This is a genomic window from Peribacillus sp. B2I2, from assembly GCF_041261685.1.
Lineage (GTDB): Bacteria > Bacillota > Bacilli > Bacillales > DSM-1321 > Peribacillus.
Genome location: NZ_JBGCCB010000001.1, coordinates 1,464,414 through 1,488,244 on the forward strand (window position 1 = coordinate 1,464,414; position 23,831 = coordinate 1,488,244).

Consider the following 23,831-nt stretch of genomic DNA (forward strand, 5'->3'; position numbering starts at 1 on the left):
AGCCCTCCGTACCTGAATGGATGTTCATCCTTTCATCAGCGTCATAGCCATCTGTAGAAAAGCATCCCGGTAATCCTTATCTTTTTTTGTGAACATAGTTAAGCGGACGGGTGCTTTTTCATCCTTGAGCAATATGGAAGTAATCACATCATCCCCACTTTTCACTTCAAATCCCATGCCGTTCTCGACATCAAGAGCTGGATCCACAATCGTGTCTGAAAGGCTTTTCAGCTGGGCTTGAACATTTTTCTCCACTTCATCCCAATTAACATCAGCCGTCAATAATTCGATTCTCATATAAATGGAGTCATCTTCAGTCAGGAACACGATGTCTTTTCCTGGTTCTTCGGCACTTAATTTAAATTGTTGCAAAACATAGAGGCTGAACGGTTGATTATCACTTCTTTTTAAGAACGCTGTTTTTTCTATTGCTTTCCCGTTAATTGTATATTGCAGGTTTTGCTCCATCAGTCTTACTTTGTTGTTGTTTCCGTTATTGCCATTATCTCCATGTGAAGTATTGCCTTCGTTCTCCTCATTTACAGAATCTTCCTGTGGTTGGTCTGCATTTTCGTCTGCGGTCGTACCGCAGCCAGTCAGCAGAAAAGCGGCGAATGCGGCACAGCCAATATAACGTGTCCAACTAGTCATGTCATTTCCCTCGTCTTTCTGATAGAATTCCAATATTCCTATAAAAGATATCCCAGCAATCAGACATGCTGGTGATTTCCCCTTTAATAAAATGACGTTATGAATTGAAAATTGTTACAAAAAAGCAGGAGCCGAAATTGGCATGATTACTAAAAAGTGAAAACGGAATGGTCATTGAGAAACCATCCCGCTTGATTACATTGAATTATCCTATGATTTTATAATTTTTATGGTTGACGACGGTTTTCTGCTCAAGTTCCAAATCACGATAATTTTCCATATACGTGACGTCCACGATTACTGAGTTCTCGTTCACTTTCTCGACGATTCCTTTTAAGCCTTCTCTAAATTCAATGATATTTCCGACTTCCGCTTTCTTCATGGTAATCATCCTTTCCCATTTCGTTTTACAATGATCAAAAAGTAACTATGGAGTAATTGGATTATTCGAACATCTTGCCGTTTAGATATTGACGTGGGGAGTGCAAGTAAGAGAATTGGATATCTCTTCTGTCGGTACAGTAAGCTAAACTTTTAAAGGGAGTAGCAATTCTTGTAAAGGAGCAGTTGTAATAAAATGGCATAATTTGGTATATCTTGAAAACGCAGTTATGCGTACCAGTATGTAATCCTATGTACAAAAAATGCCAATCATTTTACATTATGATATTTTACTATACAGTTTGCACTATTTTAAAGCATACGTAAAGAAATATGTAGCAAGTGAGCCTCAAAAAATTCTGATTTATATTAAGTGGCATGCTTATGATAAAATGGAAACGGAATTTCTCCTGTCTGATTATGGATAGAATATTTAAAAATTAGGAGGATAATATTATGAATGCTGAAGAAGCGAAAGATGTACTCGATAAACTGGCAAATCGGGAAATGGATGAATTCAGGATAACAAAAGAAGAATTTTTAGCTTTTCGTGAGGTTCTTATAAAAAGGGAAGACTTTAAACATTTTCGGGGGAATGCTCTCCATAACGGTGAAATAATTTATACTTATTTAGAAGAAGCGAGAAGTTAATGGACTGATATTTTAGGGTGGCTCATGAGTGAGCCACCCTATCTTCATTATTTACAATGGGAAACTACTTGCTTCCTTAATTTAATTAAAGCGGCCTTTCTCCATGATTTGACGGCTGCAGCACTAACTTGATATATCTCAGCAATTTCACTCACTGTTTTATTTTCCAAGTACGTCTGTAAAAGCCAGCGTTGCTGATTCTTTGTCAAGCCTTCCGTATAACGGAATATATTTTCGATGGGGAAGGCCTCTTCGTGGATTGAAAAAGGATCTTTAATCTCTAGTATGAAGGAATCAAATGGTTCGGTGCAGGATTCATATTTATGATGATGCTTTAATTCGTTCAGGATTTTGCCTTTGATTACAGTATAGGCATAGTTAGAGAATTGTCCGTATTCCTCATTGAAATTCCCGATTGATTCCCATAAAGCAATCAAACCTACTTGGAAAAATTCTTCTTTATTCTTATAGATGGATAGTGAGCGGATAATATGATGGATCATCGGGGTAAATTCAGTCTTTAGAGCTGAGAAATCTTCCATTGAGCAAGCTACCTTTAGAAAGTGCACTTTCATGTATTCCCGGGTGCTTCTACCATAAATAATTCGTTCGGCTATAGCGAAAGGGCATAACGGAGAAATGTAAGGGATAAAACGGTTGTTTTCAGGCGCTGAACCAGAAACTTATTGAAAGGGAAAGGAAGATTCAGAAGTATGAAGAGTACTTTTGAATATGGGTTTGAACAAATGAAAGACACATCCGAATATTGGATGTGCCGAAACCATTCACTCATTCTTGTTTCGATAGATTTATCGCAATTCAATGAATCATCATTTAGTTTAAACATCAGCAATAGCTAAAAGTCCACTTTCACAGGTAGCTCAAGATAAGATGAAGTGGGGGGGGAGAAAAGCTGAAACAAAATGCTTCATTCATTTTGTATTTCAATATGTATCCCCCTAAACATTTATGATTGTGAGTTCCAAAGTGGAGATGTTGATAAAACAATTGTTTATTTTAACTCTGCGATTTTCGGAATCCAGCTTCCTGTGCGTCTTGTTCGGTACAAAACATTTCTTCCGGTTTAGTTATATCGTAATATTGGCCCGAAGGAATGTGATATATTTTATTGCCTCTAGAGTTTATATTCCCTTTAATTTCTGGGTTATTGCAAGATGAATTGACAGTGGTTTTTTTCTCTGATTCTTCTCTGGACTTCGAATCATCAAACCCTTTTGAAGTTGCATAGTTTTCAATTGACCAAATCCCGATTTCTTCTTTTTGGGCTTGTTTCTGCATATCTTCCAATTCATCAAGATATTTAGTGTTCGGTGCATAAACATAGGCTACCCTGGCCAGTCCTTTTTCAAGCAGTAGTTTATTAACCATTTTTCCATCAACATAAAAATAGGCCAGCAGCCGGCCATATTTATCTCTTTCACCAATGCCGGTTTCTACTTCCACTTTAGAGCCCTCAGGCATTAAATCCTTGGTGAACTTGCTTGCTTCAGGTCCAAAAGGCTGAACGGGCTTGGAGGGGTGCACGGTTTCTGGGGTATCTACCAAAAGGAGCCTGACCGTTTCTTCATTTCCATTTGGCATTTTGATTTTTACTGTATCTCCATCGACAACCCTGACGATCTCGGCTGTGAATGTCCTGCCTTTCTCTTCTTTGGAAGAATTCGTACTGGATTGAATATCTTCATTGGACATTGAATCTTCCTGTTTCGATTCATTGATCAAGTTATCTGATGCGGCCTGACAGCCAGTCAAAGTGATCAGGCTTATGGCAGTCAGGAGAAAAACAGGCAGATAAGAATGTAAAAAGGAATTTCTGTTCATGATAAGTCCTCCATTTCAAAGGTGTTTTCGTTTTCCATGTCCATCAAGGGTATATTCGGCAGGAATAATACTAACCTATAAAAAAGCGAAAGAAAATGAAATAACATTAAAATTTTCATATGCATCGCTATCCCATATCATGATAGTTTCTTATAATGATAAGGTGGAGTAAGGGAGGCAGGCGTGATAAATGATGTTTAGGCTTGAAAAAATTAGGTATAAAGGCATCCTGCATATTGATGGTTTGAAAATATCCGGTGGCATGGTTACTTGCTTGACAGGGGAAAGCGGAGCAGGAAAAACATCACTTCTACGATTATTGAACAGGATGGATGACCCGGATAGCGGTTCAATCTATTATCAAGATCAGTTGCTGGATAATTTCAACCCGATAGAGCTCCGACGTAAAGTCACAATGCTTTCTCAGACACCGTTCACTTTTCCGGGAACGATTGAAGAAAATCTCCAGCTGGGCCTGGAATTGACAGAACGGGAAAAAAAGGATAAAGCCGAATTGGTGAAAGCACTTGAAACCGTACAATTGCAGAAGTCTTTAGATGAGGGGGCGGAAAATCTTTCTGGAGGGGAGAAACAAAGGCTGGCACTAGCGAGATTACTTTTATTGAGACCAGAAGTGTATTTACTGGATGAGCCGACTTCGGCTCTCGATGAGGAAACCGAGCTAAGGGTCATGAGCCGTTTTTTAGACGAAGTAAAGCGGGAAAAAGGAACGGTCATCATGATTACCCATTCAAAACAGCTTGCGGACATATGTGCTGAAAAGATGATCGTTCTGAAAAAGGCCAAGGAGGCTGACTATTAATGGAGGGTAATGGGATAATAGATATTGAGTTCTGGCGACTTTGTGCAGCCTATGTCTTTGTTGTAGTCCTGCTCATTATCGTTAAATGGCGAGGGATTTCACGGGAAAAGCAAATCATGCTCGCTACGGTACGGATGACGGTCCAACTCATTCTTGCCGGATATGTTTTGACATATATCTTTGAAAATCCTCACCCTTTACTTTCTTTAGGATTTCTATGTGCAATGGCTTTGTTCTCCATCCATAATATTTTTAAGCAAGTGCCCCATACGCTCAATAAGAAAATTAAAAGGATGGTCATCCTGAGTATGTTGTCAGGTCCCATGGCTGCCTTGTTTTATTTTAATGTGGTCGTGATCCATTTCACGCCATGGTATGAGCCAAGGTATTTCATTCCAATAGCAGGGATGATCGTGGGGAATGCAATGACTGGTGTGACATTAGCGCTTAAAAACCTTCATGATGGGATTAGCAGTAATCGTGAAAAAGTAGAAGCGATGTTGATGCTTGGAGCGACTCCAGCAAGGGCTGTGAAGAAATATGTGGATGCTGCATTCGACTCGGCAGTCCTCCCGACTTTGAACAATATGCTCGGGATGGGAATTATTTTCCTTCCAGGAATGATGACAGGGCAAATCCTGTCGGGAATAAGCCCACTCATCGCAATTGAATACCAGATTGCCATACTTATCGGAATTCTCGGGAGTGTTTCATTAACGGTCGTCCTTTTCATTATGCTTAGTTTCAGAGCTTTTTTTACCAAAAATGCACAGCTTTCCATTTAATTATTGAAGAATCTGAAAAGTAATGGTTGCAGTTCTATCTATATTTTTGTACTATTTTTTAGGTACCAGATAGTTTTGGTTTGTTTGTTGGGGATGATAATGCTATTCTGATAAGGAAAAGGGCATTTCTTTACTGATTGGTTAGAGAACACCCCTTACATAACCTATTTTGTTAATTTATCTAAAGGAGATTGATTTATATGGTGGAAAAAACATTTACAGTAACTGCAGAAACAGGAATACATGCTCGGCCGGCTACATTGCTGGTACAAGCTGCTGGAAAATTCGATTCAGAAATAAACCTTGCTTATAAAGAGAAAAAAGTGAACCTTAAATCCATTATGGGTGTAATGTCACTAGGTATTGGCAAAGGGGCAGAGATTACGATTTCTGCTGAAGGAAGCGATGAAAATGATGCACTGAACACACTTGCTGAAACGTTGAATAGAGAAGGATTAGCAGAATAATGTCCACTTTGATTAGTGGAATAGCAGCTTCAAACGGAATAGCCATCGCTAAAGCCTATCGACTGACTGAGCCAGATTTATCGATTGAAAAAAGAAGCATAGAAGATGTCGGGGCGGAAATATCCCGTTTTAAGGAAGCTATTCAAAAGTCAACAGTTGAATTGGAGATAATCAGGGAAAAAGCCAAAAAGGACTTAGGGGCCGATAAAGCCGCTATTTTTGACGCGCACCTGCTTGTTTTGGCTGATCCGGAACTTATCACTCCAATTCAAGATAAAATACAATCGGAAAACGTCAACGCTGAGTTTTCCTTAAATGAAACCGCAAGCATGTTCATTACGATGTTTGAACAAATGGATAATGAATACATGAAGGAACGTGCAGCGGATATCCGTGACGTTACGAAACGGGTGTTGTCACATCTTTTAGGTGTTCATATTCCAAATCCAAGCATGATTGCTGAAGAAGTGATCATCATTGCGGAGGATTTGACTCCTTCCGATACAGCACAATTGAATCCGGCTTACGTCAAAGGATTTACGACCGATATCGGTGGACGTACATCCCATTCAGCCATAATGGCGCGTTCATTGGAAATTCCAGCAGTCGTTGGAGCAAAGTCAGTAACCTCGTCCATTGAAAATGGTGACTTGGTCATTATTGATGGCTTAAAGGGTGAAGTGCACGTCAATCCTACTCCTGAACTCGTGAAACGCTACGAAGAGGAACAGGAAGCATATGCTTTGCAAAAGGCTGAGTGGGCGAAACTGGTTCATGAACAAACTGTTACAAAAGATGGTCATCATGTGGAATTGGCTGCCAATATCGGTACGCCGAAAGATCTAGAGGGCGTTCATCAAAATGGCGGTGAAGGCATCGGGTTATACCGTACGGAATTTCTTTATATGGGCAGAAATGACTTTCCGAGTGAAGAAGAACAGTTCGAGGCATACAAAGCGGTGCTGGAAGGAATGTCAGGAAAGCCTGTAGTCGTCAGAACGCTTGACATAGGCGGAGACAAGGAGTTACCTTATCTAGAGCTTCCTAAGGAAATGAATCCTTTCCTTGGTTACCGTGCGATTCGCCTCTGCTTAAATGAGCAGGAGATTTTCCGGACCCAGCTCCGTGCCCTGCTTCGTGCAAGCATTTACGGTGATTTGAAAATCATGTTCCCGATGATTGCAACATTAGCTGAATTCCGCGAAGCAAAAGCCGTCTTGGCTGAAGTTAGACAGGAATTGCTTGATAATGGTGTTCAAGTTGCCGAAAAAATTGAAGTCGGAATTATGGTTGAAATCCCTTCAACTGCTGTGATGGCTGATATATTTGCTAAGGAAGTCGATTTCTTCAGCATAGGCACTAATGACTTGATTCAGTATACGATGGCCGCTGACCGAATGAATGAGAGAGTATCTTATTTATACCAACCATATAATCCAGCGATTTTACGCCTTGTTAAAATGGTTATAGATGCAGCTCATAAAGAAGGGAAATGGGCCGGGATGTGCGGTGAGATGGCTGGAGATGAAGTGGCTATCCCGATCTTAATCGGAATGGGCCTTGATGAATTCTCAATGAGTGCAACTTCCATTTTAAAAGCACGTTCCTTAATCAGCCAACTTTCGCTTGAAGAGATGAAAAAACTATCTCAGGAAGTTTTAGTGCTGGATACGAATGATAATGTGAAAGAAGCGGTAGTTAACGCTTTAAAGCAATAAATAAATGATATAAACGGCACCCCATCCCCTTCGGATCGGGTGCTTTCCTGTAATTTATTCTTAACATTTTGATAAAGAATGTTTATTGCAAAAAAATGGGGGTAAATAAAAAGCAAGCACAGTTGTTTGGCTCTATTAGGGCAGCTGACATTCTCATTTCCCCCTTTGTCGCCGGTTGGTTTATCCAACCGGCAATTTTTTGAGTTTAACCACAGGGAATAAAAAAAACCAGAGAATGATTATTCAGATTTTTCACATTTCTATTATGACGATATAATGGAATTATTATTTTATTTTACGAAATGGAGGATTTGATATTTTATGGAATTACATTTGGAAAAGAAAAATGCTTTGATTTTAGCTTCAAGCCAAGGTTTGGGAAAGGCGATGGCAGCAGAATTGGTAAAAGAAGGAGCAAATGTCATGCTAGCCAGCCGTGATGGTGAAAAGCTTGCCGCCGTGCAAAGGGAATTATCACAGCTTGGGGCTGGTAAAGTGGCTTATATGGTAACGGATATAACAAAGGCTGAAGATATTAAAAGCTTGGTTGGGAAAACTGTTGAAGAGTTGGGCGGTATCGACATTCTTATTAATAACGCCGGTGGGCCCCCAGGGGGATCATTTACAGATTTCAATGATGAAGAATGGCAACAATCTTTCGAACTTAATTTACTAAGCTTCATAAGGACGATTCGTGAGAGCTTGCCGCATCTAAAAAAACAGGGCGGAAAAATCGTAAATATTGCATCTTCATCCATTAAGGAACCGATTCCTGGATTGATATTATCGAATACATTCCGGACTGCAATCGTGGGGTTGTCAAAGACGTTAGCTTCCGAGTTAGCTCCAGACCGGATTTTGGTCAATACAGTTGGTCCTGGAAGGATCGCAACGGACCGCGTTCAGCACCTTGATAAAATGAATGCAGAAAAACAAGGCGTCTCACCTGAGAAGGTCACTGAACAATCCATCAATAAAATCCCACTTGGCCGTTATGGGGAACCCGAGGAATTTGCCAAGTTCGTTACTTTCCTTGTTTCAGGTGCTAATACATATTTAACTGGCCAGTCCTATTTAGTTGACGGAGGAATGATAAAGTCCATTTAACGTTTTAAACAAAATGATTGGGAGGAATTTGCAGTGACGCAATCGAACGATGTGATCGGATTCATAGGTTTGGGAGTTATGGGAAAAAGTATGGCGGCCAATTTACTTAAAGCAGGATTTGAGGTATTCGTTTATACAAGGACGGAAGCAAAGGCAAGTGAACTTCTCTCACTGGGTGCAAAGTGGGCATCTGAACCTAAGGAAATCGCACAGAAAGCTAATGTGATCATTTCAATGGTAGGATATCCTAGCGATGTGGAAGAAATTTATCTTGGGGAAAATGGTCTTATCAAGAATGGGAAAAAAGGAGCCCATTTAATCGATATGACTACCTCCACACCATCCTTGGCCGTGAGAATAGCAGAGGAAGCCAAGAAAAGAGGAATGGAATCATTGGATGCACCGGTTTCTGGAGGGGATATCGGTGCTCGTGATGCGAAGCTTACGATAATGGTTGGCGGCGATAGTGAGGCGTTTGAAGCGGTCCGGCACATTTTTGATACCCTGGGCAGTAATGTTGTCCACCAAGGCCCTGCTGGGTCAGGACAGCATACGAAAATGTGCAATCAAATTGCCATTGCATCTAACATGATCGGAGTAACTGAAGCGATTTCTTATGCCAAAAAGGCGGGGTTGGATCCGGACCAGGTTCTGAGAAGCATATCATCGGGTTCTGCCGGAAGCTGGTCACTGTCCAATCTTGTGCCGCGAATGGTCAAAGGGGATTTTGAACCAGGTTTTTATATCAAGCATTTTATTAAGGATATGAAAATTGCACTTGATGAAGCTGAAAGGATGGGAATGGAGGCTCCGGGGTTAAGCCTGAGCAAATCCCTATATGAGGGGCTGGCAGAAGCTGGTGAGGAAAATAGCGGTACCCAGGCATTATATAAACACTATAATTAAGTGCTAGCATATCTTTTTCATGAATAAGCTGATAGCGACAGCCTTTACAAAAAGGAGTGATCGTTATGGGCGAATTCGATGATATCAATATGAAATTCCAGGAATTAGAAGATGGTCGATATATTGTCAGGATTGAAGGGTATAAACGCGAGAAAACCATTCATCAAACAAAGCCCATTCGTTGGGATCTGAAATTAATGAATGAAAGTCCGCTAATCTTGCCGGTGAAATTCAGTCATATCGAAACGAATGCCGGCTTCCAGATCCTGATGCGCGAATTGAAAAGTTTAGGTCTTTCAAAGCCGCGCTCCGCAAAGGAATTTGAAGAAGTGATGGCTGATTTACTTGGGTCCATCGTTGAAGTGAGCCTTACCACGACGAATAAGGAAGAGGGATATCGGGAAATTCGTTTTTTACGGAGATTGTATTAGTTGTCCGACATGGTGTAATACAATCAGTAGCTGAAATCTTCGAGAATAGGAAAGTGGCCTTCAATCGTTTTATTGAAGGCCACTTTTTTGTCCGGTTCAATCAAGCTAAAAATGCTTCTATACGGTCCAAAGCCTTTTCAAGTGTTTCCATTGAATAGGCATAGGATATCCTAAAGTACCCTTCGCCAAGTGGAGAGAAAGCATCTCCAGGGACTACTGCCACTTTTTCCTGTTTAACAAGCTTGAGGCAAAAGTCGAGGGAGGTGGTGTAGCCTTTCGGAAGCTTGATAAAGAAATAAAAAGCACCATTTGGTTTGATTATTTCCAGTTTCATCGCTTGTAAACGACTGTATACGTATTCACGTCTCCGTGCATACTCTGTCTTCATGGGAATGGCATCATCCTTACCTGCGGTCAAGGCAGCCAAGGCAGCTCTCTGCGATATGGAGGAGGCACAAGTCACATTGTATTGATGGACCTTCAGGATATGCTGAGACACGGCTGCAGGCGCAAACAGAAGGCCAATTCTCCACCCGGTCATGGAATGGGACTTGGACAAACCGTTCAGGACGATGGTTTGTTCTTTTAAGAACGTGGCAATCGATACATGTTCCTGATCGAATACAAGTTCACTGTATATTTCATCCGCCAATATAAAGATGTCCTTGCCCCTTACCAGTTCGGCAATGTCCAATAATTCTTTGGAAGACAACGTAACCCCAGTCGGATTAGATGGATATGGCAGGACGATGCAACGAGTTTGATCAGTTATGTACTTTTCAATTATATCTGCAGTCAAACGAAATCCATTTTTTGTTGTATCGGCATAAATCGGGTTTGCACCGCACATTTTGATGATGGGTTCGTATCCTGGATAGACCGGCCCTGGTAATATTACTTCGTTCCCTGGGATGAGGATCGTTCGAAAGGTAATGTCAATGCCTTCACTTGCACCCGAGGTCACTATAACTTCATTCGATGGATCATAACTAAGCTTGTATTTATCCTTTACATATTCAGAAGCAGCTTCCCTTAATTCCTGATAGCCGGCATTGTGAGTATAAACGGTATAATCATTATCGATGGCTTGTTTTGCCGCTTCTTTAATATGCATTGGAGTTGGAAAGTCAGGCTGTCCTATCGTTAAGGAAATGGTGCCTTCGATATCAGCGACCATATTGTAGAATTTACGGATCCCTGATATTTGAACTTCTTTTACTAGAGGGTTTATTAAATGTTCCACTATGAATATCCTCCCTTTTCATACTTCATGAGATTATGTACTATGTTTGACGGATTCATTCTATTTTATCATTTAGTTTGGATGGGGGAGAAATACTTTTTGAGATTAATGAATTAAAGGTATAATGAATGATAAGAAAAATTTGAGGGTTGATACATATGATAAGGACTTGCGCAATTACTTCTAACCAAGAAGTCAGTTTTGGTTTGCCGCTATCAGAAATGGATAATACGGATATCGAGTGGTATTGGGTGGATTTTTCCAACCCCACAAACAAGGAGATCGAACTTTTATCCAATCATTTTCACTTTCATCCGCTGGCAATTGAAGACTGCCTGGATGATTTTAACCAACGTCCCAAAATGGATTTTTATGAGGACTACCAATTTCTTGTGATTCATGCTCTCAGGCAGAAGGTATTTAGAGCAGTTGAATTGGATATGTTTGTTGGTGAAAAATGGATTGTCACTTTTCATAAGGAAGAAATGCTTGAACTTGAAAAGGTGTGGGAAGAAATTCCTGGAAATAAAATGTTGAAGCAAGGTCCCTTTTTCTTGATGCACAGGATAATTGACAGGATCGTCGATGAATTTTTCCCTCCTGTGTATAAAATGGAAAGCGAATTGGGGAGCATTGAGGACAATACTGAAAATGAAACGATAAACGAATTGATGGATCAGCTATTCGATTTACGAACGGATATGTCCAGGCTCCGTCGGACCATTTTACCGATGCGTGATTTATTATACAGGATGATTTCATCAGAGCGTCTGAATTACTTAAAAGATCAGCACCTGTATTTTACTGATGTGTACGATCATCTTCTTAAATTAACTGAAATGCTGGAATCTTACCGAGATTTCTCCTCTGATATCCGGGATAGTTATTTGTCGGTGAACTCTAATAATATGAATTCAACGATGATGACATTGACTGTAATCACTACAATTTTCATGCCGCTGACCTTCATAGTAGGCGTATATGGGATGAATTTTGAATACATGCCGGAATTGAATTGGCACTATGGCTATTTCCTCGTCCTTGGAATGATGGGCGGAATTGCTTTGATGATGTTTTTATTCTTTGTTAAAAAAGGTTGGCTCACTCCAAGGAAAAGGTCACGAAAGAGCTGAAAACAACTAACTGACTTGCTGCTTTAATGATACCGGTATTCATTTGAGTATATTTTGCAAAATACCAAATTTATGAATATGGGATTTGTTGATATGGGAGTACTGGCTATTGGTAATCCATAGGAAAGAGAAGAGTATGCTGGGTCTTGGTTACGCTTTAGCGTGAATATCATTAATGGGAGATGAATTCCTCGTAATGGCAAGGAAGGTTCGGTAAAATACTCCTGACTAGTAAAGTGACCGATTTAAATGGAGAACGAATAGGGTTTTGAAGGGCTACAGGGCATTATTTTGCGACGATCCTATCAGCTTTTATGTCAGTTATATAATCGCGGGGGTTGGACCGGAGAACAGGCCTTCATGATATGATTGCCGGAACGGCAGTAGTGAAAAATGATCAAAGGGACCAGTATGGGTCCCTTTTTTGTTTTGCTTGAATAGATGATAATCACTTCTTGATTCTTTTTTATCTTTGCTCTAAACAAAAGACATAATTAACCGAATTATTAGGTATGAGTTCATTTATAAAACCATGTTAGGTCTATGTATCCAAGAGCAGGACTTGCCTGCCCGGTTAAATGAATGATGGAATTATAAAATGTAAATGTAAGAGAAGGGCGAGATGAAAATTGGAAGCAAATAAAGGGATATTACTTGAAAGTGGAACAAATGAGCTTGAAATAGTGGAATTCGGCATCGGAAGGAATAAATTCGGCATTAACGTAATTAAGGTGAAGGAAATCATTAATCCTGTCCCCATCACGCTTGTACCTCATTCCCATCCAAATGTGGAGGGGATCATTGAGCTTCGCGGTGAAGTCCTGCCAGTTGTGAATGTAGCGGATGCTTTAGGGTTTCCGCCATCAGAAACTCCTGAGCAGGATAAATTCATTGTGGCTGAATTCAATCAGCAAAAAGTGGTCTTCCATGTCCATACGGTAACACAGATCCATCGTATTTCCTGGTCTCAAATCGAAAAGCCGTCGGATATGTACCAAGGCCTTGAAAGTCAGATTATCGGAGTAATAAAATTAAATAGCGAAATGTTACTGTTACTCGATTTTGAAAAAAGGGATAAACATCCAGCAGGTTAAAAAGCTCGGTAACAGGCAAAACTCAGATAAGAAAATCCTGATTGCAGAAGATTCTCCATTACTGAGAAAGCTGCTGTACGATACACTGTCAGAGGCTGGATTCAAGTACTTGGAGTTTTATGAGAATGGACTTGTTGCAATCAATTATCTGGAGAATTTGATTGCATCAGGAAAAGTGGTCGAAGAAGAAGTGCAATTGGTGATTACCGATATTGAGATGCCCCAAATGGATGGTCATCATTTGACTAGAAGAATAAAGGAAAGCGGTGAACTCGCAGTATTGCCGGTGATTATTTTCTCTTCTTTGATTACGGACAGCTTGCGTCATAAAGGTCAAGTCGTAGGTGCTGACGCACAAATCAGCAAACCTGAAATTGCGGAGCTTATAAATTTGATAGACAGATTTGCATTATAAATGTGAAAACGGGCCGATGAGGCATTACCTCACGGCCCGTTTGATTTATCCGAAATAAATACTTAATACTTGGAACCTTTTCCTAAAAAGGAAGATGGGAATGGATTGTGAAAAGGTTGCTTGACCGACCCACGCCCGTAAGACCTTTTCTCGGTATTGGTAGGGTTCGGTTGTTTTTCACCTGCTTGTCCAACGTAAGATTGCAGGATTTGTTTGGCCTTGGATAATGACAACGACGCTTTAGGGTTCCGTATGGATGCTGCCCGGCTGCCGAGGTGGGGTAGTTTTTTCAAATCTTCCTTAGTGGGAGGTAAATGAAAAACATATGATCCGCATTCAACGATCACGTCGGATTGTTGTGCTGCAAAGCGAGGGTTATCGGAGAAATGAAGTCCAATCTTCTTCGCTTTTCCTTCTTGCATAAGCTTGTTTAATGCGAGCCGCTTTAAATTATATAAATTCTTTGGCTCCAACGCAGTCTTTGCATGCTTATTAACAATAAACACGGCTTGGGCAAGGGAGTTAATCGAAAACTCATCCCTTTCAGAATGTCCTTTCGTTTGGTTCATTATGGAAACTCCTTTTCTAAATAAGGTTAGAAGGGATGTTACAGAACTCCTTCAATAAAAACCTGTTTTTATATTGGTTGAAATAGAGACGTGTGTGCCAATTAGGCTGAAAATAGTAAAATAATAATGCATGTACATCTCTAGGGTATGACAATCATTTCCCAACACTTTACCAACTATTCATTTTCATATTATACCACTTCAAAATATATAAGGAAGTAAAATTCAATCGAGCGCCTTTTGGGATAAGAAAAAGAAGGCGTTTAATGACGCCTTCTGTCCAATCCTTATTGAGTGTATATATTGATATTTTCAGATACCCCAGCCTGTGCCTGTGCTCCGAATTGTTGTGGGTAGCCCTGAAAACCTTGATACGCAGGGTAAGCAGGATAAGCGGGATAAGGAGGGTAAGCTGGCGGGTATGGAAGAGGATATGGAGGATAGATAGGTGGACGGTTATTGAATAGCAACGGTCCAATTGCCAATCCTGCAACAAAAGCTACAGGCGCCAATAGAGGAAAGAAAGGAAAGAAGCGCTCGTCATTCCAATATTCAGGTCCATATTCATTCCCATATGCATTTCTGTATTCGTTCTGTAGCATTATGGTTTGAGGATAGTGGTAGTAAGGATAATGCTGTGTTTGCATAATTAGCCTCCTTTTCTCTAATTCTTTACATAGTATGGATTTTTATTAGAAAAGAGCCTGTTTCATCCTAATCTGTTATAATGAATCTACTTGTGAGAAAAATTTGAGGTGACTGTAATGGAACGGTTTAAAAGCATTTTTGCCGTCGGTTTTGGAGGAGCGACGGGAGCGATATTACGTTATTGCGTGATCTTGACTACTGGCCATTCCTTCTTTCCGTTTGGAACCCTCTTAATAAATATAGTAGGCAGCTTTTTACTTGGAATGATTAATGGCTATTTCGCCTCGAAAAAGAAATCATTTTTGTTTTTAGCGCTGGGCAGCGGGTTTTGCGGCGGTTTCACCACGATGTCCACATTTTCCCAGGAAGTGGTGGATCTACTGCAGACTTCTCTGCCTTTTGCAGGACTGTATCTTGGGGCCACGCTTTTCTTTGGTTTGGTTGCCGGTTTCCTCGGACTGGGCCTTTTTAATAGACGGAGAGGTGAGCCCCTTTGATTGAAGTCCTATCAGTTTTTATAGGAGGTTTTTTGGGAGCGGCCTCTAGATATGTCTTGCAGATTATTTTTAATAGGCTATTGCCAGCAGTCTCGATACCCTTTAGTATTTTATTGATTAACCTTATAGGTTCTTTCGGTTTAGGAATGGTATTTCCACAGAAAGAAAGCTGGGCTTTATCTTTGCAGGTTTTCCTGATAATAGGTTTCCTGGGAGCCTTTACGACCTTTTCTACATTCAGTATGGAAACACTCGAACTTATAAGAAAACACCGTTATATAGATAGCCTGATCTATATGACGGTGTCGGTTTTAGGTTGTATCGGCACTTTCCTTTGCGGCTACTTAAGTATGGCAAAGCCTTTATGACGATCGTTACTGGTAAAAAAACCTGGTTTTCTCAAATATAATTCTAATGCTATAATTCATAGGAATCCATTACGGATGATTTAGGCAAGAAGCTGTTTTGGTCGAACAGGTTTTGTTAATGAGTCTGGCGGAATTCCCCTGTGTTATACACTATCATTTTTTTGCCTGGAATTCGTAAACCGTCAACTCAGGACGAGAAAGAAAACGATATGGGAGCCGGGTAGTGCCAAGCCCTCTATTAACATGTAATGTTAACGAGTCAATTTCATACGTGCCTTCTCGGTACTTTTCAGCGTAGGGGGGAGTTACAAGGGCTCCTGCAAAGGGAATTTGTACTTGACCTCCATGACTGTGACCGCTTATTTGATACTGGATGTCGTAATTCCTTGATGTATCGGCAAGGTCAGGGGCATGCGAAAGCATAATGGTGAACACTTCTTCTGGGATGCCTGCAAGGGCTTTTTCAAAATCAGGTTTTCCAAGCATGGCATCATCAACACCGGCAATGCATATTTCTTCAGCCGTTAATAAGGTAATCTTAGTTGAGGTATTTTGCAACATGGTAAAATGTGATTTCTTCATGATATCGCTGTAAATTTCTGAGCCATATCCCCCATGATCATGGTTACCGTAGATGCTGAATTTTCCAAGTGGTGCTTTGAGCTGATTCAATACAGAAGGGATTTTCTGCTGAGCCTTGTATTTATTAGGATGGTCCATTAAATCTCCGGTAAATAAAATGACATCCGGGTCCAGTTGGTTTATCTTATTGACAATTGCTTGTAAATCTTTAAGCTGAAATTGAAAGCCTAAATGCGTATCACTGAATTGGATCATTTTCATGCCATGAAAACCTTTTGGAATAAGGGGATGGCTGATTACAATATGCTTGGTTTCTAACCATTTCGGCTCCAGATTATGAGCATAATAGCTTCCGCCAATACCTAAACCGGTTACGGTAGCCAATGTACCAAGGCTTTTCTTTAAAAATGTTCTTCTGGATATGGGTTTATTCAAATTAATCAACCTATCTAATATAAAAATGTTACTTCCTAATACTAACAAACAATATACATAAAATGAAGAAAATATCTTCTGTACGCATATGAAAAACATGTAAACTGGGGTTTAATGAAACCGTATCCGGTTTGAAATTGAACATCTATACGGAGGTAACATGATGACCGAACCAATGTTTATTACACTGATTATACTTCTATGCGCTATTGCGCTTTTTATACAAGGGAAATTTCGCGCCGATTTAATTGCACTTAGTGCACTAGCCATCCTGGGTTTACTGGGGATACTTACATTGGATGAACTGGTGGCCGGGTTTGCGAATCAAGTGGTAATCATGCTGGCTGGGCTATTTATCGTCGGTGCCGGCCTGTTAAATTCAGGAATAGTGGAAAAGGCAGGAAATAAGTTGTTGGGTTTATGTGGGGGCAGTGAATGGAAATCGCTGCTTATCGTGATGCTGACAGCTGGAATATTAAGTGCATTTTTAAGTGGAACAGGAATTGTTTCCATACTGCTACCTCTCGTTATGAGCATGGCTTTACAACAAAAAACAAGTCCGACAAGGTATTTATTGCCCCTTGCCTATGCAAGCAGTATTGGCGGGCTATTAACGCTTACCGGTACCCCTTCCAATATGATTGTTGCTGATGTATTAAGGCAAAACGGAATAGGAACATTATCATTTTTTGACTTTACACCTGTGGGCTTGATCGCTTTTGCGGCAGGGTTATTCTTCATGTTGACACTTGGACGCCTCTTGCTACCTGAGAAAACGATTGCCGCGAACAATAGTGTAAAGGGACTGTCCGCAGGGGAGCTTGCGGGCATGTACAAAGTATATGACCGGTTGCATTATCTGCATATACCCGCTACTTCCGATATTGTTGGAGAAAGGCTGTCGGACCTTCAGCTTCCTATCCAGTATGAATTGACTTTGATTGAAATCCAACGGAAGCCAAAGGATAAGCAATTGCCGCTGTTGCAAAGGCAGCTGACGATTTCAGCCAGAGCGGATGAGGTTCTTCATCCTGAAGATATCATTTTGGTGTTTGGAGAAGAAGAAGCAGTTGAGAGATTGGCTCTTAACTATGAACTGGAGTTTAAACATTTCAATACCGAACAAATAAAAAAACATTTTCTTAGCAGTAGGTTTGGATTGACGGAAATATTGATCGTGCCCAATTCGGATTATGAAAACCAAACCTTGATAGATGTGCATTTTCGTGAGAAATACCAATGTAATGTGCTGGCAATCAATCGGAACGGTGAATATATTCAAGCGGATGTCGGGACGGAACGACTGAAACCGGGAGATGCAATCCTGATTCATGGAGAATGGGAGAACATTGAGCGGATTTCCACTGATTTACAGGATGTCATCGTTATTGGAAGTACCTCGGAAGATGGCTCTCCGGTCAACTCCAAGGGCAAGGCATGGATTGCCTTGGGAATCACTGCATTTATGGTCATTCTTTTATCAATGGAGTCCATCCCAGCTGTACTATCGGTAGTGACCGCAGCATTGTTGATGGTGATCACCGGATGTGTCCGTTCTATGGAGGATGCTTACCAAAAGATTAACTGGGAACCTGTACTATTGATTGCCGCTATGTTCGGAATAACGGCTGCATTGGATAATACCGGTGGAGTGAGGATGATAAGTGATTGGCTTGCCGTTTTATTCAGTAATATCGGGGCACACGGCATATTAGCTGTCTTTTACCTACTGACACTTATCCTAAGCCAATTCATCCCCTATGGAGCTGCGACGGTAATCATGACGCCCATTGCCCTTACATCTGCAGTGAATCAAGGGATAGATCCTCTTCCTGTGTTTTTATGCCTTGCCGTTGCTGGCAGTTTAGCGCTATCCACTCCAAGGGTGGCCACTACCAACGCGCTTGTCATGACAGCAGGTGATTACAAGTATAAGGATTTTATCATGATCGGGATATCCATACAGATTTTCATTGGCGTTATCATGGTGATCACGATTCCATGGTTCTTCCCTTTTTGATAAGGCATTAGGCATTGTTCCATATATGGACAATGCCTTTTCAATGGAGAATCATTCAGTTTCATTCAAAAGGATCCGAAAGATCAGCGAATTTTAATTGGCTGAAAAAAGAGTTATATAGTAGGAATTAAAATTATTTATTATCAATGCTAGAAACTAATGGTATAATTTTGGCATATTGGTGTTTTCGTAATTAGGGGGAAGATGCATCATGGATACAGAAAAGATATTAAAGAATTTAGACAAGGTGACACCATTCTTTCAACCGATTTTCAGTGCAGATCAACATCAGGTAATCGGGTATGAAATTCTAGGGCGCTATGAGGAACAAGCGGAATATAAAAGCCTTGGCCCTTTTTTTCACGATTCTGCAGTTCCGGAAGAGTACAGGGTGGAAGTGGATAATTACGTACTTGAAATTGCCTTAGAGAGAATAAAAGACTATGGTGAAGATTTTCTTATCTTTATCAACAGAGATCCTAATTTGCTTATGCTGGATCATGGCGAAGAATTCATGGAGATTTTACATCGTCATTTCCAACCAGAGGAAATGCACCGGATCGTGCTGGAATTATCAGACACGATCAGTCCGGAAAACTTCGATCCTTTGCAGCATGTGCTTGCTTACTTTAAAACATATGGGATTAAGATAGCTTTAGATCATTTAGGGCAAGATACCCAATTAGACCGAATCGCACAGATTTCTCCGAATATTTTAAAAGTGAACCTGGACCAGCTTCGCATTTCAGGTGGAGATGCCTATCAGGTCATCCTGTTTTCTCTAACCATGCTAGCACGAAAAATCGGCGCCAATTTACTTTTTGAGAACATTGAGTCCGAATACCAACTTCGTTTTGCATGGAAGAACGGGGGACGATATTATCAAGGATACTTTTTGGCGAAACCGCACGGCGAGTTCATTAATAAAGATTTACTTCGTGAAAAGTTCCATCAAGAATGTCAGTCCTTCATTTCACTCGAGACCAAGAAGCTTGAAGCCGTTTATCAAAAGACTTTGCAATTCAACGAAAATATGCAAAATTTCTTAAAACAGGAAAAGCGAGTTGGCACCCATGAAGAGTTTCTCGGTATTTTGGCGAAAAAATGGGATTCCATATGTTTTCGGCTTTATATTTGTGATGAAGAGGGGTATCAAAAATCACCCAATATCCTCCATAAGGACAAGCAATGGGTAGTCCAACCGAGTTATTTGAATAAAAATTGGAGCTGGAGACCTTATTTTCTCGAAAATATAGTAAAGATGCGTAATGAGAAAAAAGGGATTTTATCCGATTTATACAGTGATATCGAAACGGGAGAAACCATCCGGACCTTTTCATATCCCCTTAATAATAAGGAATACATTTTCTTTGATCTTTCGTATAGTTATTTATATGAAAATGAAGCCCTATTATAGTAAAACGAATCATGTATACAATCGCTTAAAATGTGTAACGATAAGCAGAAATGATGCGCTTGGAGGAGACATATTTTGAGCACGTACATCTGGATTCTAATCATGATCGTTACTGTAATGGCGTTATATCTGCTCTTTTATACTTATTCTGTAGCAAGGGCACAGAAAGTGAAAGCCAGATATGATTCGACTATCGATGATTCAGTTAAAGAACATCCTTATTTAAAGAACCCGATATTCGTTTCACTTTTTGTTGGAACGATTTTGGTTGCCGGTTTTATTTTGTACTATGCTTTTCAATGATCGTAAGAAGGAGATTTCAATATCATGAAATCTTCTTTTTTATTGTGAAGAATAGGCAATAGCATCAAGATCTCGAGGATAAAATGATTTTGTAGTTTGGCTTTGTTCTTGACGGGTAATGAAAGACATAGGCAGAAATCCGAACCATTAGGAGAAATTCTTTTACTAGGAGATGATTGGAATGAGTAAATATTTAGTTGCATGTCTTGCCAGTGTCCTTTTATTTTTAGGAGGAGGGTTCACAGCTTCAGCGGAGGGCTTACATAGAGAGGAAGTACTATCTTTAGTACGAGCTGCAGCGGAGAATCAAGGTTCGATCAGTGAGGAAGTTCGTACGAAGGAAGAGATTGAAGGGAAGTTGGATACACATTTCACAGGTGAGTTCATCGAGAAGTTTGTTAAATCGAATGTAGTGAAAGTCGATGGCGGTTATACCGCATTTGGTTCAGACTTCGCTCCCTATTATATCCCATTTTTCAGTTACGATAAGAATACGGAAATAGTATATGGGAAAAACGGCGAGTTCATTTATGTTCAAGAGGAATTCAAAGACACAGGGGACGGACCTGTATCTATGGGTAAGCATCTTGAATCAGTTACATTGAAAAAGGAAGTTGACGTTTGGAAGGTAATGGACGTAAAGTATGAAGTGAAAAAATGAAATAAGGTACTTTAAAAGAAAGTATTTCAAAATTGAAAAGTATGGAGACTAAAATAAAAAGTCTAGAGGAGGAAAAGCTTCTCTAGACTTTTTGTTATATATTCAGTTCTTTCTTTATTTCGTCCAGTTCAAAACCAATGATGGCTTTCCCATCGATTACGACCGTTGGTGTGGAATAGGCGCCGTATTTATTCGTTAGTTCTTTACGTGCATGTCCATCTGCTTTAATATCTTTTTCTTTGTATACGACATTATTATCATCAAAGAACATTTTCATGATTTTGCAGGGAGGGCAATCAGGTTGGGTATAAAGCGTAACGTCTTTCATTTCATTCCTCCATGTATGCTTTAGGTAGGGTTTACTTTTTCATTATAGAGAATGCCAAGACATTTGAATAGGAAAAGACCTTAAAGGACCCTCCTACCTATCCTTTTCCTGCTTTACTAGATAGTCTATCAAACCCATGGAGCAAACATTTAGGTCCATGGCAATGATTTCAAAAACAGGATGATCGGTGGTGATTCCTTTTTCGCCTAAATGAATCGCGACTTCCGTGTAAATATTTTTACTGGTTGCTGCCACTTGTTCCTCAAAGCTAGCAAATTCCCTATATGCCGATTTGGCAGTCTCCACAAATTTGGGCAGCCAGTAATGAAGTTGTTTATATACTTCCTTAGGATTTTCCGATACCCCGTAATGGCCAAAATATATACGCTCGACGCCGATGCTCTCGTACAATTCCGCTGCAGCAAGCATCGCATCTGGGTTAAATTGGTTTGGTGATGTGGACGGTAAGTAAAATTCGAAACCTTCTTCATCGAGTTCACGATAATAGATGCCTACGGTGTCACCTGAAAACATGCCTTTTGAAACGGAATCGAAAATGCTTAAATGATGGTTTGCGTGTCCTGGGGTGTCATAAAAGGTCAATGAGGAATTATCACTTGTTTTTAGGGAATCCCCATCATGTTTAGTAAGCATTCTATCAAATGGTATAGGTAAAATCGGATCGAAAAGCTCGTCGAAATCTTCACCATAGACCGCTTTAGCCCCAGCGATCAAACGTGTTGGGTCTTCTAGATGCCGTGCACCTTTTGGATGGACGATCACTTTGGCATTCGGACAATGCTCTAAAAAAAGTCCGGCTCCACCTGCATGGTCCAAATGAATATGGGTAAGAATGATATATGTAATATCCACGAGGGCGATTCCCAAATCTTCGAGCCCTTTCATTAAGTGGGGGATGGAAGGGCTGGCGGAAGTTTCGACTAAAGTGATTTCTTTATCGGCAATTACATATGTTCCTGTACGATTTCTTCTATCCAAATCAAAACAATCAATCAATGAAATGCGATAACCAAGTTCACTAATATTTCCCAACAGAATCTACCCCCAGAAATTTTTTCATGTACAAAATCCATTCCTTATTTTATTCTGTTAATAGTTCCATGTAAAGAATGAAGTTTTAAATTATTCTGAATTTATTTCAGCGTGGCTACTGGATAGAAAAGTATGGTATAGTGAAACCTATCGAAAAGGTTTTATTCAGAAAGGAGAGGGAGTATGTCTCAATTACAGGGCATCCTTACCAGATTGAAAAGTCTTCAAGAGCAAGCGAAGGAATCTGAATCTGCTCAACGTTTTTTTGAAATAGATGGTGTGAAAAAGTGCCAAGTTACATATTTCAGCAAAACAGAAATGTTCGAGCTTGAAGTATACAGTGATAAAGGGAAATCATCAAAATATCAATTCGATAATATTGATATGATTACCATTGAAATCTTTGATCTTCTTCAATCTTAAAAAATCACAAAAAGCCGCCTTCCTTTGGAAGCGGCTTTTTTATTGTAAATGAGGCCGTTCAATTTTCACTTTTTGAATGAAGTAGTGATTTTTACGACATCTTATTAATTGGAGGGATGTAAATGAAAAATCCAATGGTAATATGCCCAGTATGCGGTGAGGAAAGGGAAATGGAAAATGTATTGACGGCACAATCCAACCAAAATGTGATTTATCAATGCCCGGAATGCGGTTTTAAACAGGTTAACATCAAAACTAGTAAGGGCTAAGGATCTCTTGCGAAAATCCCACAGTTTGGGATTTTATTGGTCTGGGAATGAGCCTTTTCTGCTTACATATGTTAAACTATAGAAAGAGCTGTATATAAAAACATATGGTAAGGGGTTTTAACATGATCGGTACTCATGATGGGGATTTATTGGAATCCAGCGTTAAAGACTTAATGATTTCTTCTGAACGCGTGGCCCACGTGCAGGTAACCAATAATTTAGAACATGCACTATTGGTATTAACAAAGAGCGGTTATACGGCCATTCCTGTGTTAGATCCGATGTATAAATTGCATGGCTTAATTAGCACACCAGTCATTCTTGATTCAATCTTGGGACTGGAACGAATTGAATTTGATAACCTTGAGAATAAAAAAGTTTCTGAAATAATGAATATAGAAATACCTCGCCTGCATATTGAAGATACATTGACTAAGGGTGTGGAATTGTTGATTGATCATCCGTTTGTCTGTGTAGAGAATGATGATCATGTATTTGAAGGTATTTTAACGAGAAGAGCAATCTTGAAAAAAGTATTTAAACAAAATGCACCTGAATAAATATGTAAGGCTGACTTTAAGACTCGCCAATTGGCGGGTTTTCTTTTTTTT

At 40.0% G+C, this 23,831-nt stretch carries 28 protein-coding genes and 2 pseudogenes; 20 read left to right on the forward strand and 10 right to left on the reverse strand.

Translation table 11 applies throughout. The annotated features are described in order from the left end of the window. Positions 1-24: 24 nt before the first annotated feature. Positions 25-651, reverse strand: a complete 627-nt coding sequence (locus ABIE66_RS07420) for a hypothetical protein (protein ID WP_289324256.1) — start codon at positions 649-651, stop codon at positions 25-27. Between the two features lie 205 nt (positions 652-856). Continuing rightward, positions 857-1,033 carry a YkvS family protein gene (locus tag ABIE66_RS07425; RefSeq protein WP_064505160.1) on the reverse strand — a complete coding sequence of 59 codons (177 nt, stop codon included), beginning with the start codon at positions 1,031-1,033 and terminating at the stop codon, positions 857-859. A gap of 455 nt (positions 1,034-1,488) precedes the next feature. On the opposite strand from ABIE66_RS07425, the gene ABIE66_RS07430 reads away from it, so the two are divergent. Then, positions 1,489-1,683, forward strand: coding sequence for a hypothetical protein (locus ABIE66_RS07430; RefSeq protein ID WP_289317316.1), 195 nt, complete (start codon positions 1,489-1,491; stop codon positions 1,681-1,683). 47 nt (positions 1,684-1,730) lie between these two features. Here the strand turns inward: ABIE66_RS07430 and ABIE66_RS07435 are convergent, their stop codons facing one another. Beyond that, positions 1,731-2,225: a sigma-70 family RNA polymerase sigma factor gene (locus ABIE66_RS07435; RefSeq protein ID WP_370014325.1), complete on the reverse strand. Its 495-nt coding sequence runs from the start codon at positions 2,223-2,225 to the stop codon at positions 1,731-1,733. Positions 2,226-2,396: 171 nt separating this feature from the next. Between ABIE66_RS07435 and ABIE66_RS07440 the strand changes: the two genes are divergently transcribed. After that, a complete protein-coding gene (locus ABIE66_RS07440; protein ID WP_370014326.1) occupies positions 2,397-2,543 on the forward strand; it encodes a hypothetical protein in 147 nt (48 codons plus the stop codon). Between the two features lie 157 nt (positions 2,544-2,700). Here ABIE66_RS07440 and ABIE66_RS07445 read toward each other — a convergent pair whose 3' ends face one another. Beyond that, positions 2,701-3,525, reverse strand: a complete 825-nt coding sequence (locus ABIE66_RS07445) for a thermonuclease family protein (protein ID WP_370014327.1) — start codon at positions 3,523-3,525, stop codon at positions 2,701-2,703. 193 nt (positions 3,526-3,718) lie between these two features. Here ABIE66_RS07445 and ABIE66_RS07450 point away from each other — a divergent pair, with 193 nt between their 5' ends. The 7 genes and pseudogenes from ABIE66_RS07450 to ABIE66_RS07480 all read left to right on the forward strand — a co-directional run bounded on the left by ABIE66_RS07450 (position 3,719) and on the right by ABIE66_RS07480 (position 9,762). Continuing rightward, positions 3,719-4,348 (forward strand): ABC transporter ATP-binding protein, encoded by a 630-nt coding sequence (locus ABIE66_RS07450; RefSeq protein ID WP_289327268.1) that lies wholly within the window; start codon positions 3,719-3,721, stop codon positions 4,346-4,348. After that, a complete protein-coding gene (locus ABIE66_RS07455) occupies positions 4,348-5,133 on the forward strand; it encodes an ABC transporter permease (protein ID WP_289324260.1) in 786 nt (261 codons plus the stop codon). The genes ABIE66_RS07450 and ABIE66_RS07455 overlap by 1 nt, the downstream gene beginning before the upstream one ends. Positions 5,134-5,333: 200 nt before the next feature. Then, positions 5,334-5,600 carry a phosphocarrier protein HPr gene (locus tag ABIE66_RS07460; RefSeq protein WP_034314127.1) on the forward strand — a complete coding sequence of 89 codons (267 nt, stop codon included), beginning with the start codon at positions 5,334-5,336 and terminating at the stop codon, positions 5,598-5,600. Continuing rightward, positions 5,600-7,318, forward strand: a complete 1,719-nt coding sequence (ptsP, locus tag ABIE66_RS07465) for a phosphoenolpyruvate--protein phosphotransferase (RefSeq protein WP_370014328.1) — start codon at positions 5,600-5,602, stop codon at positions 7,316-7,318. Before ABIE66_RS07460 ends, ptsP begins: the two co-directional genes overlap by 1 nt. A 321-nt stretch (positions 7,319-7,639) precedes the next feature. Next, complete coding sequence (locus tag ABIE66_RS07470) at positions 7,640-8,425, forward strand: SDR family oxidoreductase (RefSeq protein WP_289324261.1); 786 nt, start codon at positions 7,640-7,642, stop codon at positions 8,423-8,425. Between the two features lie 18 nt (positions 8,426-8,443). Then, positions 8,444-9,331 (forward strand): annotated as a pseudogene (locus ABIE66_RS07475) (NAD(P)-dependent oxidoreductase); the annotation flags it as partial. 65 nt (positions 9,332-9,396) lie between these two features. Continuing rightward, positions 9,397-9,762 carry a hypothetical protein gene (locus ABIE66_RS07480; protein WP_061462238.1) on the forward strand — a complete coding sequence of 122 codons (366 nt, stop codon included), beginning with the start codon at positions 9,397-9,399 and terminating at the stop codon, positions 9,760-9,762. 100 nt (positions 9,763-9,862) lie between these two features. On the opposite strand, the gene ABIE66_RS07485 is transcribed toward ABIE66_RS07480, so the two are convergent. Then, positions 9,863-11,005, reverse strand: a complete 1,143-nt coding sequence (locus ABIE66_RS07485) for an aminotransferase A (protein WP_370014329.1) — start codon at positions 11,003-11,005, stop codon at positions 9,863-9,865. Between the two features lie 158 nt (positions 11,006-11,163). Between ABIE66_RS07485 and corA the strand changes: the two genes are divergently transcribed. Together corA and ABIE66_RS07495 are read left to right on the forward strand one after the other, a co-directional pair. Then, entirely contained in the window at positions 11,164-12,138 is a 975-nt protein-coding gene (gene corA, locus ABIE66_RS07490; RefSeq protein ID WP_370014330.1) for a magnesium/cobalt transporter CorA, read from the forward strand. 629 nt (positions 12,139-12,767) lie between these two features. Further along, positions 12,768-13,647: pseudogene (locus ABIE66_RS07495) on the forward strand (chemotaxis protein). Positions 13,648-13,709: 62 nt separating this feature from the next. Here ABIE66_RS07495 and ABIE66_RS07500 read toward each other — a convergent pair. Together ABIE66_RS07500 and ABIE66_RS07505 are read right to left on the reverse strand one after the other, a co-directional pair. Then, positions 13,710-14,216, reverse strand: a complete 507-nt coding sequence (locus ABIE66_RS07500; RefSeq protein WP_289324265.1) for a YkyB family protein — start codon at positions 14,214-14,216, stop codon at positions 13,710-13,712. A gap of 287 nt (positions 14,217-14,503) precedes the next feature. After that, entirely contained in the window at positions 14,504-14,863 is a 360-nt protein-coding gene (locus ABIE66_RS07505; protein WP_370014332.1) for a hypothetical protein, read from the reverse strand. 117 nt (positions 14,864-14,980) lie between these two features. Between ABIE66_RS07505 and ABIE66_RS07510 the strand changes: the two genes are divergently transcribed. Both ABIE66_RS07510 and crcB read left to right on the forward strand, forming a co-directional pair. Beyond that, on the forward strand, positions 14,981-15,361 hold the full coding sequence (locus ABIE66_RS07510; protein ID WP_289324267.1) for a fluoride efflux transporter FluC: 381 nt from the start codon (positions 14,981-14,983) through the stop codon (positions 15,359-15,361). After that, on the forward strand, positions 15,358-15,729 hold the full coding sequence (crcB, locus tag ABIE66_RS07515) for a fluoride efflux transporter CrcB (protein WP_289317304.1): 372 nt from the start codon (positions 15,358-15,360) through the stop codon (positions 15,727-15,729). Before ABIE66_RS07510 ends, crcB begins: the two co-directional genes overlap by 4 nt. Positions 15,730-15,882: 153 nt before the next feature. On the opposite strand, the gene ABIE66_RS07520 is transcribed toward crcB, so the two are convergent. Beyond that, positions 15,883-16,746: a metallophosphoesterase gene (locus tag ABIE66_RS07520; protein ID WP_370014333.1), complete on the reverse strand. Its 864-nt coding sequence runs from the start codon at positions 16,744-16,746 to the stop codon at positions 15,883-15,885. Positions 16,747-16,909: 163 nt separating this feature from the next. Between ABIE66_RS07520 and ABIE66_RS07525 the strand changes: the two genes are divergently transcribed. The 4 genes from ABIE66_RS07525 (at position 16,910) to ABIE66_RS07540 (ending at position 21,147) form a co-directional block, all read left to right on the forward strand. Then, entirely contained in the window at positions 16,910-18,766 is a 1,857-nt protein-coding gene (locus ABIE66_RS07525; protein ID WP_289324270.1) for an SLC13 family permease, read from the forward strand. A 211-nt stretch (positions 18,767-18,977) separates the two neighbouring features. Next, entirely contained in the window at positions 18,978-20,183 is a 1,206-nt protein-coding gene (locus tag ABIE66_RS07530; RefSeq protein WP_370014334.1) for an EAL domain-containing protein, read from the forward strand. Between the two features lie 75 nt (positions 20,184-20,258). Then, positions 20,259-20,486 carry a hypothetical protein gene (locus ABIE66_RS07535; protein ID WP_289324272.1) on the forward strand — a complete coding sequence of 76 codons (228 nt, stop codon included), beginning with the start codon at positions 20,259-20,261 and terminating at the stop codon, positions 20,484-20,486. A 181-nt stretch (positions 20,487-20,667) separates the two neighbouring features. Next, on the forward strand, positions 20,668-21,147 hold the full coding sequence (locus ABIE66_RS07540; RefSeq protein WP_370014335.1) for a DUF3993 domain-containing protein: 480 nt from the start codon (positions 20,668-20,670) through the stop codon (positions 21,145-21,147). Positions 21,148-21,241: 94 nt separating this feature from the next. Here the strand turns inward: ABIE66_RS07540 and ABIE66_RS07545 are convergent, their stop codons facing one another. Beyond that, on the reverse strand, positions 21,242-21,475 hold the full coding sequence (locus tag ABIE66_RS07545) for a glutaredoxin family protein (RefSeq protein ID WP_061462251.1): 234 nt from the start codon (positions 21,473-21,475) through the stop codon (positions 21,242-21,244). Positions 21,476-21,568: 93 nt separating this feature from the next. Continuing rightward, positions 21,569-22,528 carry an MBL fold metallo-hydrolase gene (locus ABIE66_RS07550; protein WP_370014336.1) on the reverse strand — a complete coding sequence of 320 codons (960 nt, stop codon included), beginning with the start codon at positions 22,526-22,528 and terminating at the stop codon, positions 21,569-21,571. Between the two features lie 183 nt (positions 22,529-22,711). Here ABIE66_RS07550 and ABIE66_RS07555 point away from each other — a divergent pair, with 183 nt between their 5' ends. From ABIE66_RS07555 to cbpB, 3 genes are all read left to right on the forward strand, one after another. Further along, positions 22,712-22,951 carry a YkuJ family protein gene (locus ABIE66_RS07555; protein WP_034314086.1) on the forward strand — a complete coding sequence of 80 codons (240 nt, stop codon included), beginning with the start codon at positions 22,712-22,714 and terminating at the stop codon, positions 22,949-22,951. Between the two features lie 122 nt (positions 22,952-23,073). After that, entirely contained in the window at positions 23,074-23,220 is a 147-nt protein-coding gene (locus ABIE66_RS07560; RefSeq protein ID WP_089362373.1) for a hypothetical protein, read from the forward strand. Positions 23,221-23,342: 122 nt separating this feature from the next. Next, positions 23,343-23,780 (forward strand): cyclic-di-AMP-binding protein CbpB, encoded by a 438-nt coding sequence (cbpB, locus tag ABIE66_RS07565; RefSeq protein ID WP_289317297.1) that lies wholly within the window; start codon positions 23,343-23,345, stop codon positions 23,778-23,780. The last annotated feature ends 51 nt before the right edge of the window (positions 23,781-23,831 follow it).

Bases quoted from the DNA above. Each gene is read 5' to 3' on its own strand.
- ABIE66_RS07435 (WP_370014325.1), bottom strand. From the start codon at position 2,225: ATGGAAGATTTCTCAGCTCTAAAGACTGAATTTACCCCGATGATCCAT.
- ABIE66_RS07510 (WP_289324267.1), top strand. From the start codon at position 14,981: ATGGAACGGTTTAAAAGCATTTTTGCCGTCGGTTTTGGAGGAGCGACG.
- ABIE66_RS07530 (WP_370014334.1), top strand. From the start codon at position 18,978: ATGGATACAGAAAAGATATTAAAGAATTTAGACAAGGTGACACCATTC.
- ABIE66_RS07560 (WP_089362373.1), top strand. From the start codon at position 23,074: ATGAAAAATCCAATGGTAATATGCCCAGTATGCGGTGAGGAAAGGGAA.
- ABIE66_RS07500 (WP_289324265.1), bottom strand. From the start codon at position 14,216: ATGAACCAAACGAAAGGACATTCTGAAAGGGATGAGTTTTCGATTAAC.
- ABIE66_RS07555 (WP_034314086.1), top strand. From the start codon at position 22,712: ATGTCTCAATTACAGGGCATCCTTACCAGATTGAAAAGTCTTCAAGAG.
- ABIE66_RS07480 (WP_061462238.1), top strand. From the start codon at position 9,397: ATGGGCGAATTCGATGATATCAATATGAAATTCCAGGAATTAGAAGAT.
- corA (WP_370014330.1), top strand. From the start codon at position 11,164: ATGATAAGGACTTGCGCAATTACTTCTAACCAAGAAGTCAGTTTTGGT.
- ABIE66_RS07450 (WP_289327268.1), top strand. From the start codon at position 3,719: ATGTTTAGGCTTGAAAAAATTAGGTATAAAGGCATCCTGCATATTGAT.
- ABIE66_RS07460 (WP_034314127.1), top strand. From the start codon at position 5,334: ATGGTGGAAAAAACATTTACAGTAACTGCAGAAACAGGAATACATGCT.
- ABIE66_RS07455 (WP_289324260.1), top strand. From the start codon at position 4,348: ATGGAGGGTAATGGGATAATAGATATTGAGTTCTGGCGACTTTGTGCA.
- ABIE66_RS07430 (WP_289317316.1), top strand. From the start codon at position 1,489: ATGAATGCTGAAGAAGCGAAAGATGTACTCGATAAACTGGCAAATCGG.
- ABIE66_RS07425 (WP_064505160.1), bottom strand. From the start codon at position 1,033: ATGAAGAAAGCGGAAGTCGGAAATATCATTGAATTTAGAGAAGGCTTA.
- ABIE66_RS07445 (WP_370014327.1), bottom strand. From the start codon at position 3,525: ATGAACAGAAATTCCTTTTTACATTCTTATCTGCCTGTTTTTCTCCTG.
- cbpB (WP_289317297.1), top strand. From the start codon at position 23,343: ATGATCGGTACTCATGATGGGGATTTATTGGAATCCAGCGTTAAAGAC.
- ABIE66_RS07540 (WP_370014335.1), top strand. From the start codon at position 20,668: ATGAGTAAATATTTAGTTGCATGTCTTGCCAGTGTCCTTTTATTTTTA.
- ABIE66_RS07440 (WP_370014326.1), top strand. From the start codon at position 2,397: ATGAAGAGTACTTTTGAATATGGGTTTGAACAAATGAAAGACACATCC.
- ABIE66_RS07505 (WP_370014332.1), bottom strand. From the start codon at position 14,863: ATGCAAACACAGCATTATCCTTACTACCACTATCCTCAAACCATAATG.
- ABIE66_RS07545 (WP_061462251.1), bottom strand. From the start codon at position 21,475: ATGAAAGACGTTACGCTTTATACCCAACCTGATTGCCCTCCCTGCAAA.
- ABIE66_RS07525 (WP_289324270.1), top strand. From the start codon at position 16,910: ATGACCGAACCAATGTTTATTACACTGATTATACTTCTATGCGCTATT.
- ABIE66_RS07420 (WP_289324256.1), bottom strand. From the start codon at position 651: ATGACTAGTTGGACACGTTATATTGGCTGTGCCGCATTCGCCGCTTTT.
- ABIE66_RS07470 (WP_289324261.1), top strand. From the start codon at position 7,640: ATGGAATTACATTTGGAAAAGAAAAATGCTTTGATTTTAGCTTCAAGC.
- ptsP (WP_370014328.1), top strand. From the start codon at position 5,600: ATGTCCACTTTGATTAGTGGAATAGCAGCTTCAAACGGAATAGCCATC.